The 19,786-nt window shown below is 68.2% G+C and carries 11 protein-coding genes; 2 read left to right on the forward strand and 9 right to left on the reverse strand.

Translation table 11 applies throughout. From position 1 onward, the window contains the following. Positions 1 to 52: 52 nt before the first annotated feature. The 9 genes from WD026_RS04145 to WD026_RS04185 all read right to left on the reverse strand — a co-directional run bounded on the left by WD026_RS04145 (position 53) and on the right by WD026_RS04185 (position 18,310). Positions 53 to 2,380 carry a Tex family protein gene (locus WD026_RS04145; protein WP_425722380.1) on the reverse strand — a complete coding sequence of 776 codons (2,328 nt, stop codon included), beginning with the start codon at positions 2,378 to 2,380 and terminating at the stop codon, positions 53 to 55. A gap of 85 nt (positions 2,381 to 2,465) precedes the next feature. Beyond that, positions 2,466 to 3,749, reverse strand: coding sequence for a sensor histidine kinase (locus tag WD026_RS04150; protein WP_425722381.1), 1,284 nt, complete (start codon positions 3,747 to 3,749; stop codon positions 2,466 to 2,468). A 44-nt stretch (positions 3,750 to 3,793) separates the two neighbouring features. Beyond that, entirely contained in the window at positions 3,794 to 4,507 is a 714-nt protein-coding gene (locus WD026_RS04155) for a LuxR C-terminal-related transcriptional regulator (protein WP_425723199.1), read from the reverse strand. A 319-nt stretch (positions 4,508 to 4,826) separates the two neighbouring features. Beyond that, positions 4,827 to 6,209, reverse strand: coding sequence for a TolC family outer membrane protein (locus WD026_RS04160; RefSeq protein ID WP_425722382.1), 1,383 nt, complete (start codon positions 6,207 to 6,209; stop codon positions 4,827 to 4,829). Between the two features lie 56 nt (positions 6,210 to 6,265). After that, positions 6,266 to 7,612, reverse strand: coding sequence for an HlyD family type I secretion periplasmic adaptor subunit (locus tag WD026_RS04165; protein WP_425722383.1), 1,347 nt, complete (start codon positions 7,610 to 7,612; stop codon positions 6,266 to 6,268). A 44-nt stretch (positions 7,613 to 7,656) separates the two neighbouring features. Continuing rightward, positions 7,657 to 9,666, reverse strand: a complete 2,010-nt coding sequence (locus WD026_RS04170; protein WP_425722384.1) for a type I secretion system permease/ATPase — start codon at positions 9,664 to 9,666, stop codon at positions 7,657 to 7,659. Between the two features lie 17 nt (positions 9,667 to 9,683). After that, positions 9,684 to 15,791 carry a peroxidase family protein gene (locus WD026_RS04175; protein ID WP_425722385.1) on the reverse strand — a complete coding sequence of 2,036 codons (6,108 nt, stop codon included), beginning with the start codon at positions 15,789 to 15,791 and terminating at the stop codon, positions 9,684 to 9,686. A gap of 363 nt (positions 15,792 to 16,154) precedes the next feature. Beyond that, entirely contained in the window at positions 16,155 to 17,573 is a 1,419-nt protein-coding gene (locus WD026_RS04180; protein ID WP_425722386.1) for a sensor histidine kinase, read from the reverse strand. Further along, positions 17,573 to 18,310: a LuxR C-terminal-related transcriptional regulator gene (locus WD026_RS04185; RefSeq protein ID WP_425722387.1), complete on the reverse strand. Its 738-nt coding sequence runs from the start codon at positions 18,308 to 18,310 to the stop codon at positions 17,573 to 17,575. Before WD026_RS04185 ends, WD026_RS04180 begins: the two co-directional genes overlap by 1 nt. Before the next feature lie 451 nt (positions 18,311 to 18,761). Between WD026_RS04185 and WD026_RS04190 the strand changes: the two genes are divergently transcribed. Further along, positions 18,762 to 19,223 (forward strand): hypothetical protein, encoded by a 462-nt coding sequence (locus WD026_RS04190; RefSeq protein WP_425722388.1) that lies wholly within the window; start codon positions 18,762 to 18,764, stop codon positions 19,221 to 19,223. A gap of 92 nt (positions 19,224 to 19,315) precedes the next feature. Then, a complete protein-coding gene (locus WD026_RS04195; protein WP_425722389.1) occupies positions 19,316 to 19,783 on the forward strand; it encodes a hypothetical protein in 468 nt (155 codons plus the stop codon). Positions 19,784 to 19,786 lie beyond the last annotated feature (3 nt).

The raw sequence follows: 19,786 nt of genomic DNA on the forward strand, positions 1-19,786 counted from the left end.
TACGAAATGTATCGGCATCTGCCGGCCCGACTTGAGCCCGCCGGGGCCCGATTCAGCGTTTCTGTTGCCCCTGCAACCGGGCGAAGGCACTCGCCATGGCCGACGGTGCAGCCGCCTCCTGCCGGGCGCCGCCGCGCGGGCCCCGGGGCGGTTCGAAACGGTTGTCGCGCGGGGCGCTGTCGCGCCGGCCGGTCGGGGCGTCGAGCTTCATGGTCAGGCCGATGCGTTGACGGGCCACATCCACCTCGACCACCTTGACCTTGACGATGTCGCCGGTCTTCACCACCTCGCGGGCGTCGTTGACGAACTTGTGGCTGAGCTGGCTCACGTGCACCAGCCCGTCCTGGTGGACCCCCAGGTCCACAAAGGCGCCGAACTGGGCCACGTTGCTGACGGTGCCCTCCAGCACCATGCCCTCGCGCAGGTCCTTGATGTCCTCCACCCCTTCATTGAAACGGGCCACCTGAAAGTCCGGGCGCGGATCGCGACCGGGCTTTTCCAGCTCCACCAGGATGTCGCGCACCGTCATCAGGCCCACCCCGTCCTGCACGAACTGCTCCGGCTTGAGGGCGCGCAGCGCCTCGGTCCGGCCCATGATCTGCTCCACCGGCTGGCCCGCGCGGGTGACGATGGCCTGCACCACGGGGTAGGACTCCGGGTGCACGCCGGTCATGTCCAGGGGGTTGTCGCCGCCGCGGATGCGCAGGAAGCCGGCGCTCTGCTCGAAGGTCTTGGCGCCCAGGCCGGCCACGTCCAGCAGCTGCTGGCGGTTGCGGAAGGCGCCGTGGGCATCGCGCCAGCGCACCACGGCCTTGGCCACCGCACCCGACAGACCGGACACGCGGGAGAGCAGCGGCACGCTGGCGGTGTTGAGGTCCACCCCCACGCCGTTCACGCAGTCCTCCACCACCGCGTCCAGCGTGCGGGCCAGCTCGCTCTGGTTGACGTCGTGCTGGTACTGGCCCACGCCGATGCTCTTGGGGTCGATCTTCACCAGCTCGGCCAGCGGGTCCTGCAGGCGCCGCGCAATGCTGGCCGCGCCCCGCAGGCTCACGTCCACATCGGGCATTTCCTGGCTGGCGAATTCGCTGGCGGAATACACCGAGGCACCGGCCTCGCTCACCACCACCTTCAGGATGCCGGGGTGGCGCTTGATCAGGTCGGCCGCCAGCTTGTCGGTTTCGCGGCTGGCGGTGCCGTTGCCGATGGCGATCAGCTGCACGCCGTGCTTCTGGCACAGCTGGCCCAGCACATGCAGCGAGCCGTCCCAGTCGCGCCGGGGCTCGTGCGGGTAGACGGTGGCGGTGTCCACCAGCTTGCCGGTGGCGTCCACCACGGCCACCTTCACGCCGGTGCGGATGCCGGGGTCCAGGCCCATCACCACCTTGGGCCCGGCCGGGGCCGCCAGCAGCAGGTCGCGCAGGTTGTCAGCAAACACCTTGATGGCCACGGCCTCGGCGTTCTCGCGCAGGCGGGTGAACAGGTCGCGTTCGCTGGACAGGCTGAGCTTGACGCGCCAGGTCCAGGCCACGCATTTGCGCAGCAGGTCGTCGGCCGCCCTGCCCTGGTGGCGCCAGCCCAGGTGCAGGGCAATGCGGCCCTCGGCCAGGCTGGGCACGCCGGGCTCCACCGCGCCCGGCAGCACGAGCTTGGCATCCAGCAGTTCCAGCTGGCGGCCACGGAACACCGCCAGCGCGCGGTGCGAGGGCACCTTGCCGATGGGCTCGCTGTAGTCGAAGTAGTCGCGGAACTTGGCCACGTCGGGCTGGTTCTCGTCCTTGCCGGCCACCAGCTTGCTGGTGAAGAGCCCCTCCTGCCACAGCCATTCGCGCAGGTTCTGCACCAGGGCGGCGTCTTCGGCCCAGCGTTCGCTGAGGATGTCGCGCACGCCGTCCAGCACGGCGGCGGTGGTGGTGAAGTCGGAGCCGTCCTCGCCTTTCTCGGCCTTGACGTAGGGGGCGGCGGCGGTGGCGGGATCGATCGTGGGGTCGGCCCACAGGGCGTCGGCCAGGGGTTCGATGCCGGCCTCGCGGGCGATCATGCCCTTGGTGCGGCGGCGTGGCTTGTAGGGCAGGTACAGGTCTTCGAGTTCCTGCTTGGTGGCGGCGGCCTCGATGGCGGCCTGCAGTTCGGGCGTGAGCTTGCCCTGCTCGCCGATGCTGCGCAGGATGGCCTCGCGGCGCTCGGTCAGCTCACGCAGGTAGCCCAGCCGGTACTCCAGCTCACGCAGCTGCACATCATCCAGCCCGCCGGTGGCTTCCTTGCGGTAACGGGCAATGAAGGGCACGGTCGCACCGCCATCGAGCAGGTCGACGGCCGCCTGCACCTGGTGGATCTGTACGCGGATTTCCTGCGCGATCTGCGCCACGATGTTCTGCATGCTCGGTGTTCCGGTCGCTCGGGCAGTCGCCCGCAAAAAACCGCGCAGTTTGCCATAGGGCCACCCGCTGGCCTCACGGCCCCGCTCAGACCGATGCGTAGCCCAGGCGCTCGGGTTGGGCGGGTTCGTGGGGGCGGTCCGGCCCGGGAATGCGCAGCTCCACCGTGGTGCCCAGCGTGGGCTGGCTGCGGATGTCCAGCCGCAGGCCGGCCTCCTGCGCGCGGCGGCGCATGCCGGTCAGCCCCCGCCCCACCCGGCCGCGCTCGTCGGACGCCAGCGGCAGGCCACAGCCGTCGTCCTGCACCACCAGCTCCACCTCGTGCGGGTCCGGCAGGTAGCGGCAGATCACCGTCATGCGGTCGGCGTCCGAATGCCGCAGCACGTTGGCCACCGCTTCCTGCACGATGCGCAGGCTGTGCGTCACCCGCAATGGTGGCAGCCGGCGGATGGCCTCGTGGTCCTGCAGCTGCCACGACAGCTCCACACCCAGCCGGGACAGGCTGGGCTGGATGCGATAACGCAGCATGGCCAGGCCGTCGAGCAGGCTCGGGGTTTCCTGCTGCAGGCTGTCCACGGTGATCTTCAGATCGAGCAGGCACTGCTCCAGCGCAATCGCCAGGGCCTTCTGGTCGGGCTGGCGCAGATCGAGCGACGACAGGATGGCCACCAGCTGCGACCCCACGCCGTCGTGCACGTCCTGCGCGATGCGCTGACGTTGCTGTTCGCGCTGGCCGTTGCGGTAGGCCGCCATGTCGGCCCGCACCTGCGCCGACACCAGCGACCACAGCCCCACCAGCGCCGCCGGGTAGATGAACATGCCGGCAATGGCCACGCGCGAGGTCGGGTGGTGCCACACATCCGACAGCAGCCCGTACACCAGCAGCACCACCGACAGCACCAGGATGCCCATGGTGCGCTGCTCTCGGCGCCGGGCCCAGTGCTGGGCCAGCACCGCCAGCACCCCGCCCACCACGATCCAGTTGGTGGCCTCCCAGAAATCGAACCAGTACGGGATGCCGCTGATGGTCCACACGAGCAGCACGCCACCACCCCCCACCAGCTGGTAGGTCCAGACCAGCCAGGGCAGATGACCCTGCACCCGGGCACCGGTCAGCGCCAGGCCGCAGGCGGCCGACACGCACAGCTGGAAGCCCATGTGCTCGACGAATTCGTCCACCGGCCCCGGTGGCGACGGCGCAAAGCGCGGCTGCCACACCAGGAACACCATCCAGGCCAGCAGGCCCAGCGCCATGACCAGGTCCAGCCCGCGCTGCTCGCGCTGGCGGCCGGCCACCGCCAGCACCGATACGGTCAGAAAGATGGCCACCAGTCCGGCCAGGGGTCCGAACTGATGGGCTACCGGGTCCATGGGAATGTCAGGGCAGTGCAGTCAGCCGCGTCGGCGACCGGGGGTCAGATGATGCGCTGGTGCGCGGCCATGGAGACCGCCTGGGCCCGCGACTTCACCTGCAGCTTGCGGTAGATGTTGCGGATGTGGGTGTTGACCGTCTGCACGCTCAGGCTGAGCTGTTGCGCGATCTCGGGGCTGGTGTGGCCCAGGGCCACCAGGCGCAGCACCTCGCACTCCCGCTCCGACAGGGTGTGACCGGCGGATGCCGGTGCCGCACTCGCCGGGGCGGGGGCACGGGCCGTCAGGCCGACACCCGAGACCGGCGTCTCGAACTTCTGCAGCAGTCGGCGCGCCAGGTTCGGGGTGATGGACGCCCCGCCGTTGCACACCTGCAGGACGGCCTGGGCAAAGCTGCCGAACCAGGAGTTCTTGACCAGGTAGCCGGTGGCACCCAGCTCGAAGGCGCGGATGGCGCGCTGCTCGTCGTCCATGATGGAGACCACGATGGCCTCGGCATGGTTGCGCACGCGCTTCATGTGCTCGATCAGCTCGAAGCCGGAACCGTCGCCCAGGTTGAGGTCGACGATCATCACGTCGAACTCGGTGCTGGAAATCAGCCGCTTGCCGCTGCGGGCGCAGTCGGCCTGGCCCACCAGGTCGATGCGCATGTCGGACACCAGCTCACCGGCGATCACGCAGCGGATGTGCGGGTCGTCGTCGATCAGGATCACACGCACCAGCCGGCCCGGCTCGGTCGTGAGGAAGTCCGGCCACATCGACGCGTGCGAGTGGCGGGTTTCGGTGTTCTGGGTGGACCGGGTGGTCACACCGAACAGGTTGTCGATGGTGTCGCGGACTGGCGTGGCGCTCTTCACAGGATCTCCCCCCGAACAAGCCGGCGCGGGGATGCGCGACGGCTGCTGGACGTCCGGACCGGTTCCTTAAATGAACCTGATCTGAACGGGTACCCGTGAAGGTATCTCGAAGTGTCTGAAAATGCCAGTGGCTGTAACCAGATATGTCAGCAACAGCACACAGAAGTCATCAATCAGCGAAAAACCGCACGCGTTTTCCCGGTTTTTCGCTGGAAAAGTATTACTTCCGGGCGTCGAACTCCCGCGCCACGGTCTGCAGGTCGGCTTCCTGCAGCACACCGGCCAGGCTGCGCAGCCGCAGGCCGGCCAGCAGCTGCTGGTTGCGGGCCTCGATCAGGTCGCGTTCGGCCTGGGCCAGGCGTTCCTGAGCCTCGAGCACGTCGATGTTGGTCCGCTCGCCGCCGACCACGCTCTTGCGGGTGGCCTCGATCAGCACCGAGCTGCTCTCCACCGCCGACTGCAGCGCTGCGATCCGGCTGGTGCTGTTGCGCTGCAGGGCGTACTGGCGGTGCAGTTCCACCATCAGCTCGCCCACGCGGGCCTCCAGATCGGCCTCGGCCTTGGCCAGCTGGGCTGCGGCCTGCCGCGCCTGGGCCGAGATGGCGCCGCCGGCGTAGATCGGCACCGTCAGTTCCAGGCCGACGCTGCGGTTGCGCGAGGTCTGCTGGAAGGTGGCGGTGGTGTCGGACTGCGTGCGCCCGGTGGACATGACCAGATCGAGCTTGGGGTGGTGGCCTCCCTCGGCCTTGCGCAGCTCCTGGCGGGCCACTTCCACCGCCTGCTTCAGGCTCTCCACCTCGCCGTTGCTGGCGTTCACGCGCTCGCGCCAGGCGTCCAGCGATTCCATCTCGGCGCTGACCGCGCGCCCGGCCACCTTGAGCCGGCCCACGCGCTGCACCGGCATGCCGATGACGGCCTGCAGTGCGTTGCGGGCGTTCTGGTCCGCATCCTGGGCCTCGATCAGCCGGGCCTGCACCAGGGCGCGCTTGGCGCCGGTTTCCAGCACATCGGTGCGGGTGCCTTCACCCCGCGTGAAACGCTGTTCGTTGGCGCGCAGCTGCTCGTCCAGGGCCTTGAGCTGGGCCTGCACCAGGTCCACCTGCTCCTGGGCCACGACGGCCTTGGCATACACATCGAACACCCGGACGATCAGCTCCTGGTCGCGGGCGCGGAAGGCCGCATCGCTGGCGGCCGTGCGGGCCTGCCCCTGGGCGCTGGCGGCCCAGGCGTCCCGGTTGTAGATCGGCTGGCGCAGCTGCAGGCTGGTGCTGCTGCTGCTGTACTGGCCGCGGTCCTGGGTCGGGCCGCCGGCCGTCGAGACCTTGGCATTGTTGCGGTTGGTGGTGTTGACCGCGTTGATGCTCGGCAGCATGCGGGCCCGGCCGATGACCTCGAACTCCCGCCCGGCATCGCGCTCGGCCACGGCTCCCTTGAACGCCGGGTCGTTCTTGCGGGCCGCCTCGTAGGCCTGCATCAGGTCCAGGGCGGGGTCTGCCGCCCTCGCCGCCCCGGTCATGAACAGGGCCAGTGCCAGCGTGAGTCCCACGGTCAGTGCCGGCACCACCATGCCCTGTGCCTTCTCGTTCCAACGGCCCTTGCGCATGCCGCCTCCCTCTGTGTTCTGTGCTCGTCTGGATGCCGATGCGATCGGGATGGCGGTCATTCTTCGGTCAGCGCCATCTTGAAGTTGTCCTTGATCGGACGGATCAGGTAGTTGGCCAGGGTGCGCTCGCCGGTCTTGACGAACAGCTCCACCGGCATGCCGGGTCGCACCGGCAGCTTGGCCAGCTCGGCACGGCCTTCAGCGGTGACTTCGCCGCGCATGCGGTAGTAGGGCATGCCGGTCTTCTCGTCCACCAGCTTGTCGGCCGACACCTGGGTCACCACACCCGGGATGCGCGGGGTGGTGTTCTGGTTGAAGGCCGAGAAGATCAGCTCCACCGGCAGGCCCGGCTGCACCGAGTCGACCAGGTGCACCGGCAGCTGGCCCTCGACGATCAGGGGCTCGTTGGCCGGCACCACGTCCATCATGCGGAAGCCCGGGGCCACCACGCCGCCTTCGGTGAAGATGCTCACGTCGGCCACCGTGCCGTCCACCGGCGCCTTGACCACGGCGTTGGCGAGTTCGTGGTCCAGGCCGGCCAGCTGGTTGCGCAGGGCTTCGGCCTCTTTCTGCACTTCGGCCAGCTGGGTGCGCACCTCCATCTGGAATTCCTGGGCGCGCTGCAGGCGGCGCAGCTTGAGCTCGCTCATCTGGCGCTGGCCGCGGGCGATGTTGCCCAGGTCTTCCGACATGGACGAGGCCAGCTGCGCGTAGGTGCGCTCCAGATCGAGCAGGCGGTTGCGGGGGATGAAGCCGTCGCGGGCCAGATCGCGCATGCCGTCGAGCTGCTCCTTCATGAACTTGAGCTGTTCCTGCTTGCCGATGCGGGCCTCGGTCAGGCCTTTGTTGTAGGCCTCGATGCCGGCGACCTGCTCGTCCAGTGCGGCCAGTTCGGCCTGCAGCGAGGAACGGCGCGAGGCGAACAGCTGCTGCTGCACCGCCATGGTGGCGGCCACGCGGGCATCGCTGCGGGCGGCTTCCACGTCGGCCGGAAAGCTGATACCGGCCTTGTTGTCGCGCTCGGCCAGCAGGCGGGCCTCGGTGCTGCGGGCGGTGTGGTACTGCACACGGATCACGGCGGCGTTGGCGCCGGCCTGCACCGCGTTCATGCGCACCAGGGGCTGACCGGCCTTCACCTCGTCGCCCTCACGCACCAGGATGGCTTCGACCGTGCCGCCGGTCTGATGCTGCACCGCCTTCTTGTTGCCGGCCACCGTGACCGAACCGGTCACCGGCACGCCCTTGTCCAGCGGCGCCATGATGGCCCACACCATGAAGCTGCCCAGGCCGGCCAGCACGATCCACCAGCCCAGGCGGGTGTGCTTGACCGAGTCGGTCTTCAGCGGCATGTAGTCGGACACGTCCAGATCGACGTTGTAGGCGGATTTGGGATGGGTGGTCATGGCAGGCTCCGGAGGACGGAAGGGTCAGACGGTGATGGGGGAACTCAGGCCACCGAGGATTCGGTGGTGGATTCAGAGGTGCGGTCAGGCGTGGTGTCGGCGGCGGCATCGACTGCGGGGGCGGCAGCCTTGCGGGCGCGCGGCTTGCGGGCCGGGGCAGACCCGTCGGCCGGGGCCGCCGCCTTGGGCTTGCGGGTGCGCGGGGTCTTGGGCTTGTCGGCCACGGCGGCGGCAGGGGCGGTGGCATCCGGTGCGGTGACCGGTGCGGCCACCGGGCCTTGCGGCCGCGCCGCACCCGCCGCTGCCTGGGCACCCAGCTGGGGTTGCGTGGCCTTGGCCAGCTCGGCCAGCACCGCACGGGTCGGGCCGAAGGCCTGCACCGTGCCCTGGCGCAGCAGCAGCAGCCGGGTGGTGACCTGCAGGATGCTGGTGCGGTGCGACACCACCACGATGGTGCGACCGCGCTGGCGCAGTTGCTGGATGGCGGCCAGCAGGGCCTGCTCGCCGCTGTCGTCCAGGTTGGAGTTGGGCTCGTCCAGCACGATCAGCGACGGGTCGTCGTAGAGCGCGCGGGCCAGGCCGATGCGCTGCTTCTGGCCACCGGACAGGCCGGCGCCGCCGTCGCCCAGCACGGTGTCGTAGCCCTGCGGGAAGTGCAGGATCATGTCGTGCACGCCGGCCAGCTTGGCCGCTGCGATCACCTTGTCGGCATCGACCATGCCGAAGCGGGCGATGTTCTCGCTCACGGTGCCGCCGAACAGCTCGATGTCCTGCGGCAGGTAGCCCAGGTGCGGGCCCAGTTCGTCCTTGTTCCACTGGTACACGTCCGACCCGTCCAGGCGGACCTTGCCGGCCGTGGCCGGCCACACACCCACCAGCAGGCGCGCCAGGGTGGACTTGCCGGAACCGCTGGGGCCGATGACGCCCAGCACCTCGCCGGCCGGCAGCTGCAGGTTCACATTGCGCAGCGCAGGCACCGGCGAGCCCGGGGGCATGGCGGTGACGGACTCCAGTGCCAGATGGCCCTGCGGACGGGGCAGCGCCATGCCGCGCACCCGGGGCGGGTTGTTGCTCAGCAGCTCGGCCAGGCGGCGGTAGGCGCTCTGGGTGGACGACCAGCCCTTCCAGATGTTGATGAGCTGGTCCACCGGGGCCAGGGCACGGCCCATGAGGATGGAGCCGACGATCATCATGCCGGGGGTGATGCGGCCATCCAGGGCCAGCAGCGCACCCAGGCCCAGGATCAGCGACTGCAGCGTGATGCGGGCGAACTTGCTCAGGGCCGACACCATGCCGGCCTTCTCGCTGGCCTCGCCCTGCAGCTTCAGGAAGCGGCGGTGCAGCCGGTGCCAGCGGGTCATGAGGTTGGGCAGCATGCCCATGGCCTCGATGACCTCGGCGTTGCGCAGGTTGTTGGTGGCCAGGTTGCCGGCGGTGACCGACAAGGAGTTGGCCTCGCCCAGGGGCTTGCGCGACACCACCTCGTTGGCCCAGGCCAGCGCCACCAGCACGGCGGTGCCGGCCACGGCGAACACGCCCAGGATCCAGTCGAACATGAAGATGACGGCCAAGTACACCGGGAACCAGGGCGCGTCGAAGAAGGCGAACAGGCCGTTGCCGGTGACGAACTGGCGCACCGTGCTCAGGTCGTTGAGGGCCTGACCCGCGTTGCCCCCTGCCCGCTTGAGGTTCTGCTCGAACGACGCGGTGTAGACCCGCTGGTTGAGCTTGAGGTCAAGCTGGGCACCCACCCGGATCATCAGGAAGCTGCGGATCAGCTCCAGTCCGTGCATGAGCACGAAGGCCCCGACCACCATCAGCGTGAGCATCAGCAGCGTGGTCTTGTTGCCGCTGGCCAGCACCCGGTCATAGACCTGGAGCATGTACAGCGACGGCACCAGCATCATCAGGTTGATGATGGCGCTGAAGATGCCCACGTTGCGGAAGGCCTGGCGAAACTCGCGCAGGGTCTGGCCGATCTCGTCGTTGGGCAGGCGCAGGCCTGCCCAACGGCCTTCGCTCGGCCGGCTGCTGGGGGTCGGGGTGGATGCCATGACGTTGCGCCTTGTGCTTACAGCAGGAAGTCTTCAGCGGTCACGTTGGTGGAGCGGATGCCCACCAGGGTGATCTGACCGCCGACCACGGCATTGCCGCCGGCATCCACACCATCGGACACCGTCACCTGGGTGATGGAGGTGCCGAAGCCCTGGATGGTCACCCGGTTGGCGAACTGGTCGGCCGTGATGCCGAAGGCCGAGAGGTCGATCAGGTCCTGGCCACCGGTGGGGTTGGCGTCGAAGTCCTGGATGAAGTCGCTGCCGAAGCCGCTGCCGAAGCTGAAGATGTCGTTGCCGGTGCCACCGGTCAGCACATCGTTGCCCTGGCCACCGATCAGGGTGTCGTTGCCGGCGCCACCATTGAGCTCGTCGCTGCCGCCGCCACCGATCAGGGTGTCGTTGCCGCCACCGCCCAGGACGTCGTCGTCGCCGGCACCACCGGTGATCTCGTTGGCCAGGCCGTTGCCGGTCAGCACCACCGGTGCGTTGCCGGTGTACACCAGGTTCTCCACGTTGGCCGCCAGCGTGTAGTTGGTGGAGCCGCTGTAGATGACGGTGTCGGTGCCGCCGCCAGCCAGTTCCACCGCGCGGTCGGTGGCCACGTCCAGGCGGTAGGTGTCGTTGCCGGCACCACCGGTCAGGGTGTCGGTGCCCAGGCCGCCGTCCAGCACGTCGTTGCCGGCGCCACCGATGATGGCGTTGTTCAGCGCGTTGCCGGTGCCGGCGAAGTTGCCGGTGCCGGTGTAGGTCAGGTTCTCCAGGTTGGCACCCAGGGTGTAGGCCGACAGGGCGGTCTCCACCCGGTCGGTGCCCTGCCCGGCCAGCTCGGTGATGGTGTCACCGGCGTCCACGCCGATGTACACGTCGTTGCCGGCGCCACCCAGCATGGTGTCGTTGCCGGCACCACCTTCCAGCGTGTCGTTGCCGGCACCGCCGTCCAGGTAGTCGTTGCCGCCGTTGCCCTGCAGGATGTCGGCGCCACCCAGACCGAAGATGCGGTCGGCGCGGCCGTCACCGATCAGGAGGTCGGCGGCGTTGGTGCCGATGATGTCGGCCGCTGCGGTGCTGATGCGGCGGTCGGCGAACTGCAGGAACTCCATGTTGAACACGCGGTCGGTGCCGTCGTCGAAACGCAGGTCCACATTGGGGCGCGCGTGCGTCACGGTGGCCGAGCCGTCTTCGTTCCACTCGATGTCGTACTCGGCGTAGTTGCCACGGAACACGGCCACGTCCACACCGGTGTTGTTGGCGTCACCGTCCAGGATCTCGCGGATGATGAACAGCTGACCCGGGTTGAGGGTGCGGTCGAACATCAGGCTGTCCAGGGTGCGGCCGTTGTACAGCGGCGTGGCGGTGGCGGCGCTCTGCGGGTCCACCGAGGCGGCGTACACCTTGCCGGACATGTCGTCGGTCCAGGCGATCAGGTTGCCCTGCGCATCCTTGATGCCGATGCGGGCGTTGAGCCAGCGGTCGCCGTCGATGATGTCGTTGCCGGCGTTGCCCTGGATGGTGTCCGAACCACCACCGCCCAGCAGGATGTCGGCAGCGGTGTCGAAGATGGTGCGGACCGAGCCGTCACCGTTGCGCTGCACGGCGGTCTCGTCGAACACCACGGCCGTGTGGGTCTGGCCGGCCACGTTGAACGTGACGCGCTCCAGGTGGGCCACCAGGTCGCCCAGGCCGGACACACGCTCCACACCCTGTTGCAGCAGGGCGTTGGAGTACGACTCGAACTTGGAGTTCTCGTCGAACTGGGCAGCGGCCTGTGCTTCCTCGTCGTAGGCGCCGATGACCACGTCGCGGCCGGTCAGCTTGTCGTTGTGGACCCAGCCGGAGAGGCCTTCGACCAGGTCGAAGCGGTCACGCAGGATGTTGGCCTGCTGGTTGACGAAGATGGGGATGCCCAGGTCGGAGTCGGCGCCCTGCGCCTCGCCCTTGTGGATGGCCCAGTCGAAGCCGGCCATGCCGTTGTTGCGCTGGATGCCCAGGCCCTGGAACATGATGTCGTCGCCCGACTCGGCGTCGTAGTCGTTGTCGTTGCCACGGCCGTTGAGCACGTCGTGGCCGATGATCGGGCTGTTGAAGAACAGCTCCGAGTTCTCGCCGGCCAGGGTGTCGAAGCGCTCGCCGCCTTCCAGCCAATCGTCGCCCTCGTTGCCGGCGATGAAGTTCAGGCCGTCGGCACCGCGCACGAAGTCGTTGCCTTCGCCAGCGGTGTAAGTCTTGCTGTCCACGCCGCCGAAGATGAAGTCGTTGCCGCTGCCACCGAAGATCAGGTCCAGGCCGTTGCCGCCGTTGATGACATCGTTGCCGGCATCGCCGTGGATCACGTCGGCCGCGCCGGAGTCGTTGCCGCTGTCGGTGATGATGTCGTCGCCATCGCCGCCGAACAGGTGGTCCACGCCCTTGCCGCCTTCGATGCGGTCGTTGCCGGCCTTGCCCCAGATGGTGTCGTCGCCTTCGCCACCGATCAGGATGTTGTCCTTCTCGGTGCCGCCGATGACCACGTGGTCACCGCCCATGTAGCGCAGGTTCTCGTCGATGTTGTCGCCGTCCAGGTCCTCGCGGATCACCAGCTTGCCGAGCTGGCCCAGGATGGGGTCGGCATGGGTGGGGTCTTCCACCTTCTGCAGCTTGCGGTTGAGCTCCAGGATGTAGTCGGGGGTCAGGAACAGCGAGCTGGGCAGCGCGGTGGCGTTGGGGTCGCCCAGGTCGGTGTTGCGCATCACCAGCTCGGCAAACGAATCGGCTTCCAGCTGGTTGAGCAGGTTCATGCCCTGGGTGCGGCTGAGGTAGTAGAAGCGGTCGCCGTCCTGCAGCTTCTCCATCTGCACTTCGAACACGAAGTTGAAGGTGGTGCCCAGCAGGCCGTTGAAGGCCAGCTTCTTCTCGGCCAGGCCACCGATCCAGAAGTCCACATTGTTCAGACCGCCCAGGCTGCCACCGGCATAGGCGCCGGTGGCGTTCAGGAAGTCCAGGCGGTCGGCCGGTGCACCGGTGCCACCCATCACGATCTTGGTGGCGGCTTCACGCTTCTCTTCCACCGTGGTGGCCGCCAGGATGGTGGCGTGCGTGCCGTAGGCCGCGATGAAGTTGATGATGGACGCCGGGTGCTTGATGTTGGTGGCGAAGTCGTACCAGCTGTCGTAGGGCTTGAGGATGGTGTCGTTGGTGGCTTCAAAGAACTGGCGACGGGCTTCGTTGAGCGAGGGCACGCCGGTGTCGCGGCCGCGGGCGATGTTGATGGCGCCCAGGTCCAGCGGCAGACCGACCAGGTTGTTGCGCAGGGCTTCGGTCAGGAACTCGTCGATCTCGTTGCCCACCTGGCGGGTCATGCCGCGCAGGATGGCACCGGCCGCGATGTCGGAATCAGCGCCGCTGGCCTGGTACTCGACCGGGTTCAGGAAGGCGTCGATCAGGCCGATGTGGTCGTTGGTCACGCCGTCGGCGGCGATGCGGTCCACCGACTCGTTGAGCATGGAGTGGCCGAAGCGGTACACCACGTGGGCGAACTCGGCCATGATGGACGGATCGATGTCCACCGTGTTGGAGAACAGGAAGGGGTCCACGTCCGGCGAGACCAGGCGGGCGAACTCTTCGAACACCAGGTGCTGGTAGACCATCTCGGTGCTGAAGCGGGCGGCCTGGAACAGGCGGTCACCGTCCCACACCAGGCCGGCGATGCTGGTGGGCACCGTGGTCACGTCCACGTGCAGCCACTCGTTGATGAAGGCCAGGTCGTTGCTCTTGAGGATCTCTTCCTTGATCTGGTCGACGCGGTTGTTGTGCTCGCTGTGGAACACATGGTGCACGGCGGTCAGGCCGATGTTCTCGTTGCCGCGGCCGTCGCCCACCACGTAGTGGGCGTTGAGCAGTTCGTTGTCGTAGGTGAGGTTGATGCCGAACTGGTTGGGGATGATCTGGTTGCCGGCCACGCTGTCGGCGTCGGCCTGGGTGGCGATCATCGGGGTGCCCGGGTTGCGGTCGTGGTCGACCATGCCCGGGGTGGCGTTGTGGGCAATGTCGTTCAGGAAGGCCCGGCCGGCGCCGACGGCCTGCGAGGCCGCCACCGGTGCATCGGCGGTGCCGCTGATGAGGGTCAGGCCCTGGGAGGTGCCACGCAGGTCGCTGTTCGGGTCCACCTGGGTGACCAGCTGGGCATAGCCGTTGGCGCCGGTGATCAGGTTGCCGTACAGGTCGGCGGCCACCAGGGGCACACGGTGCACGTCCATGTCGGTCAGCTCGATGCCCAGCATGTTCTTGGCCTGGGCCTTGATGTCGGCCCAGGTCGGCGGGCCGCCGTTGGCGCCTTCGAGCATGTGGCCGGTGGCCACGGTCTTGAAGCCGGTGGAGCTGGTGGCGTCCGGCACACGCACGTATTCGCGCAGGAACACCTGGTGCGACTCGTGCGAGGTGTAGACCTGGTTCAGGTCGATCCAGGGCGTGGTCTCGTTGGTGTGCTCACGGATGTCGTCGGCCGTGCCGATGATGCCGTCGGCGCCCGGCTGGTTGGTGGCGCGGGTCAGCACCATGAAGTTGGTCGGGCTGCCGGGCACGTACAGCGGATCGTCCGGCTGGATCGGGATGTAGACCGTGCCGCTCTGGCCCTTGGTGACCAGGTCCAGGCCGTGGTCGAAGAACTGGCCGAACAGGGTCAGGAAGCTGTTGTACGGAGCGGTGTCGCCCAGGTCGGGCATGACGTTGGGGATGAGGATGGGCGCTTCGTCGCTGAAGACGGTGTTGTTGGCCACCACGTCGAACTGCAGGCCCAGCTGCCCGGGCAGGGCTTCGAAGGCGGCCTGGGTGCTGGCGGCCAGCGCCTGCGCGGCGGCCAGCGCGTCGGCGCTGCCTTCCACGGCGTTTTCGGCGTTGGTCAGTTCGGTCTGGGCGGCGTCGGCAGCGGCCTGCAGGGTCTGTGCGGTGGCTTCAGCCGAGTCGGCTGCAGCGTCGGCCTGCGTGGCGGCGGTCTGGGCAGCGGTCTGCTCCGACTGGGCCGTCACCAGGGCGGCCTCGGCAGCGGCCAGCTCGGCCTTGGCGGCGCTTTCGGCGAGCAGCGCGGCCTCCAGGGCGGCCTGGGTGGCGGCTGCAGTGGCCTGGGCCGTCACCAGGCTGGCATACGCCGCCTGGGCGGCGGCGGCGGCGGCGCCGAAGGCAGCCGTGGCCGTGGCCAGCTCGCCCTCGGCAATGGTGAGCGCCTCCTGCATGTCGGCCAGGTGGTCTTCCAGGGGCTGGCGGCGCGAATCGCCTTCCGGCAGCGAGTCCAGATGGCGCTGCGTGGCGGCAATGTCGGCCTGGATGCTGCCCACGGCCACGGCGGCATCGATGTAGGCCTCCAGCGTGATGGAGCGCTGCACGTTGGCGGTGTTGTAGACGCCCTGCTGGGTGACGACGCTGGCGTCGGCAGCGCGGTCGGCGTTGAAGGCGGCATCGGATGCGGCATCGGCCTGGGCTTCTGCGGTGCGGGCGGCGTTCACCCGGGCCTGGGCGCTGGCCAGGTCGGTGGACTCGGCCGTGGCGGTGGCGGCCAGCTGGTTGGCCGTGTTGCGGGCGGTGGTGGCGTCGGCGGTGGCCTGGGCCGCGGCGCTGGCGGCGGCATCGGCGGCGGCCTGCAGGGCGGCCAGGTCCACGGTGCTGCCCACCGACTGCTGCAGGGTGCGCAGGGCGGCGGCGGCGTTGGCGGCGGCGTCGCGGGCGTCCATGTACTTCTGCGCGTCACCGTAGGGGTCGGCCGAGCCGAGTGCGGTGAAGGCGGCGATGATGGCCGCCGGGTTGTTGTCGGTCTGGTCCGAGATCAGGTTGCTGATGACGCGCGGCTGCGAGTCGTAGACGCTGCCGGAGGTCTGCTGGTAGGAGGTGGGCGCGCCGGTGCGGGGGTTGAGCTCGGCCTGGTCGAAATCCGGGGTCAGCAGGCGCGGCATGATCTGGTCGGACGAGCCGTACTGGGTGTTAACCAGGTTGTTGTACTGGCCGCTCACCGTGCGCAGGCCGAACGGCACCAGGTTGCCCAGCGGGTTGCCCTGGGCGTCGGTCAGGGCGCCGTAGTTCGAATCGACATGCCGCTCCGCGATCTGGATGTGCGAGAGGATGCGGGTGATGTCGTCAAGGTTCAGATGGAAGGACATGGCGGACTCCTGGGTGGGTTCGGGCACGGGATGGACACACGCGAAGACGGTTCTGTGTCTATTTGTTTCGCGTTGGGCCGCAGTGTCGTTACTACCCAAGGACTACGGCAATACCGAGATCGGTTACCCATTTGGTACTCATCCGCCCCTCGTCCGAGTGACGTTTTGCACGCATGAATACATTGGTACAAACCGGAATCTTCAATGAATCAACGCTTAAGCCGACCTAGTTGAAGCAAATCATCTCTGAACATCTGCAATTGTTGCTTTTGTAACGTTATGTAATTTCTCTACCACCCAGGTACTACAACCAACGAAAAAAAGGGCCCTTTCGGGCCCCTCGTGTAACAAGAAGATAGGAATTCAGCCGTGGCCGGGCGGCCGCACGGGTACGGTTAGCAGCACCCGGGTTCCGGCGCCCGGATCGGCCGCCAGCCGCAGACGCCCGCCGATGCCGGCCGCGCGCCGGCGCATGCCGCTCACGCCCTTGCCCCGCAGCACGCTGCGGGTGGTCACGAAACCGCGACCGTCGTCCCGCACCTCCAGCCGCAAGGCGTGGGCGGCCTGGTCAAAACGGCAGACCAGCTCGATGCGCCGGGCCGCGGCGTGCTTGATGGCATTGGCCAGCGCCTCGTGCGCGATGCGCAGCACCTCGTGGCGCACCTCGCCGCGCACCTCCGCCAGCGGGCCGTCGATGTCGACCGACCAGTCCAGCTGGATGCCCATGCGCTCCAGCGTGGGACGCAGGCGCCAGCGCAGCTGCCCCAGCCCGTCGATGACCGACTCGCTGGAGGCGTCCATCACGTCGACCACGTTCTTGACCTCGAACAGGCATTCCTCCAGCGCACGGGCCAGGGCCTGCTGCTCGGGCCGGGACCGGTCCAGACCGGAGAGGATGTTGACCAGATGGGCGCCCACACCGTCGTGCAGCTCGCGGGCCAGCCGCTTGCGCTCCTGCTCCACCAGGTGCTCGTTCACCGGCGTGGCCGGGGCCACCGGCGGCGTCTGGGGCAGCTTGGCCCGCCCGGTCATCAGCATCCACAGCATGAACATGCACACGCCCAGCATGCAGTGGGTCAGGCCGATGCGCAGCAGCAGCAGGTCCGGGTGCAGCAGATCGTTCAAGGCCACACCCAGGCCGATCAGCCCCACCACCAGCACCAGGCCGCCCGACAGGTCGAAGCTGCGGAAGACATGGCGGGCCAGCAAGGCGAACTGCAGGCCCAGCAGCACGGCGTTGGTCAGGCGCCAGGCCGCCAGGCAGTTGTCGTGCACCGAGGCATCCAGCAAGCCCAGCAGGGCCAGCACGCTGCCCAGCACCCACTGCCCCACCGCCATGCCCACGGCCCCCGGCAGCAGCACGCGGGTGGACAACAACAGGAACAGACAGGCCGCCAGCTGCAGCAGCTGATAGGCCAGGGCCGTCACCACCCGCGCCGGCACGGCCGGCTCCACCGGCCACCAGCGCAACAGCAGGCTGAACGCCAGCACCACCAGCAACAGGGCGGCAAAACTGCGGTCGATCAGGCGCCGGCGCACATCGGCCCGGTCTTCGGTCGGCGCCCAGCGCTCCAGCCCACGGGTGAAGGCACCGACGGACAGGCAGGCGATCGCGGTGAACGCCAGTGCCAGGTCCAGCACCACCTCCTCCAGCTGGCCCGAGGTGACGGTCCACCGCCACTGCACCAGCCGCAGGCTGGCCAGCAGCACCAGCAGCGCGGTCAGCGCCAGCAGCCAGCTCTGGGCGCCGGGCCAGCCGGCCCTGGGCAGGCGAAGCCGCATCAAAGCAGTCCGCGCTCCATGGCCCGGCTGACGGCCTGGGCCCGCGAGCGCACCTGCAGCTTGCGGTTGATGTTGCGGATGTGGGCATTGACGGTGAGCGCGCTGATGGCCAGGTGCTCGCCGATCTCCGGGTTGGTGTAACCAGCCGCCACCATCTTGAGCACCTCGCGCTCCCGGTCGGACAGCGCCTCGCAGGTGCCGTGCTGCCCGGACAGCCCTGCGGGCCTGGCATCCATGCGCTGGATGAGCCGCCGGGCCAGCGCGGGGGTGAGGGCCGCCCCACCGTTGACCACCTGCAGCACGGCCTGCGCAAAGTTGCCGAAGCAGTCGTGCTTGATCAGGTAGCCCATGGCGCCGAGTTCGAAGGCATGCAGGGCGTGCTGGTCGTCGGCCAGGGCCGAGATGACCACCACCTCCACCAGCGGGTTCTTCTGCCGCACCTGTTCGATCAGGCTGAAGCCGCTGCCGTCGCCCAGGTTGAGGTCGACCAGCAGCACGTCGAAGGCATGCCGCGCTGCCATCAACCGGGCCTCGCGCAGGCTTTGGGCCTGCCCCACCAGCTCGATGCGGTGGTCGGCCAGCAGCTCGCCGGCCACCACCCGGCGCAGGTGGGCATCGTCATCGACCAGCAGCACACGCACCGGGCGCTCCGTCTGTCCCACGAGGTGACCGGGCCAGGGGGATGCCGCGGTGCGGGGGCTGGTGGACGGGAGGACGGCTTCGTCGGCGGGTTGCATGGGGAGTCTCCTCGGATCGTTGTGGTGGGGTATGGGCGATGGCCGCCTCATGCGTACGTTGGGACTAGTTTTGAGGGCTCAGAGCGTTATTTTTTGAATCACGCTCGTACTGAAGCATGCATTTTGCAGAGATATGTTTCATCATGATTGCAAAGTTACACTTCGTAACTACTGCAGATCTTCCCGCCATCTGCTTCCGACTTGAGAGCAGTCACATCCCGTGTCGCTTGCACCAGTTCATCCGTAAGTATCCATCCGATGAGCGCCCGGATAGTTCAATCGAACTACGCGACTGCAACGATTGGTCACAAATGAACAGAAAGTCACACTTCTTCCCAGGCCAGTCAGCGAGGTCGCCGCAACCAGAACATCGGGGAACAGCGCTGACAGGTCTGCCGGACGGGCATGGTGCCCGACCCGGTCACTGACCAGACCAACCCAGGAGTCCACCATGAAAAAGCTCGCCATCATCGCCCTCGCCCTGTCCGCTTCTGCCGCCTTCGCTGACCGTGGCGGCGACCGCCCCTCGACCCCCAGCCCGGCACCGGCCGCCAGCGGCCCGCAGATCAACGATCCCTCGATCCAGGCCACCGTGCTGCTGAACACCGCCGTGATCAACGCTGCCTCCTACGGCGGCGAGGCCGTGCAGAACATCGCCACCAACGCCGGCAACGTCGAAGTGGACGGCGCCCAGCTGCAGCTGGTCGGCGCCAAGAACAGCCTGATCATGAACGCCGCCCTGGGTGGCGAAGCCCGTCAGAACCTGGCTTCGAACGTCGGCAACGTCGAGATCAACGCCATGTCCATCCAGGCCGTCGTGGCTGCCAACTCGGCCATCATCAACAAGGCCGGCTTCCGCAGCACCGCCGTGCAGAACGTGTCCACCAACACCAGCTGCTCCACCTGCGACTGAGACTGACCGGACTCCGGCCGTGCAGGGTGATCCCCTGCACGCCGGAACCCGGCACTGGCCGGGGCCCTTGTGAACACAGCCTGGAGACAGCCATGATCCCAGCCCCGAGCCGCCTGGCCACAGGCACCCCCCATTCCTCACGCGACCGCCGCTGGCTGGTCGCGTTGCTGTTGCTGGCCCTGTCCGCCTTGTGGATGCGGCCCGCGCAGGCGCAGTCCGCACCCGGCGAGGACCCGCTGGTGCTGACCAAGAAGGTGGCGCCCAACGGGCTGCCCATCAACAACCAGCCCAAGTCCACCGGCCTGGACAAATCGACCGAGCTGCCGGCGTGGATGCGGGCCAAGGTCTCGCGCTACACGGCCAAGGCCATGTCGGCCAACACCAGCGGCATCTACACCGACGCCGATGTGGTGACCACCGCCACCAACGACGGCTTCCGGCGCACCTGCACCCAGGAAATCGCCACCCAGACCACCGGCGCCGCCTTCAACCGCTACGGCCCGCAAGCCCAGGACCAGATCGTCGTGCTGCGCGGCGACCTGGTGAACATCTGCAACTGAGCC

The sequence above is a fragment of the Hydrogenophaga sp. R2 genome, assembly GCF_049843595.1.
Lineage (GTDB): Bacteria > Pseudomonadota > Gammaproteobacteria > Burkholderiales > Burkholderiaceae_C > Hydrogenophaga.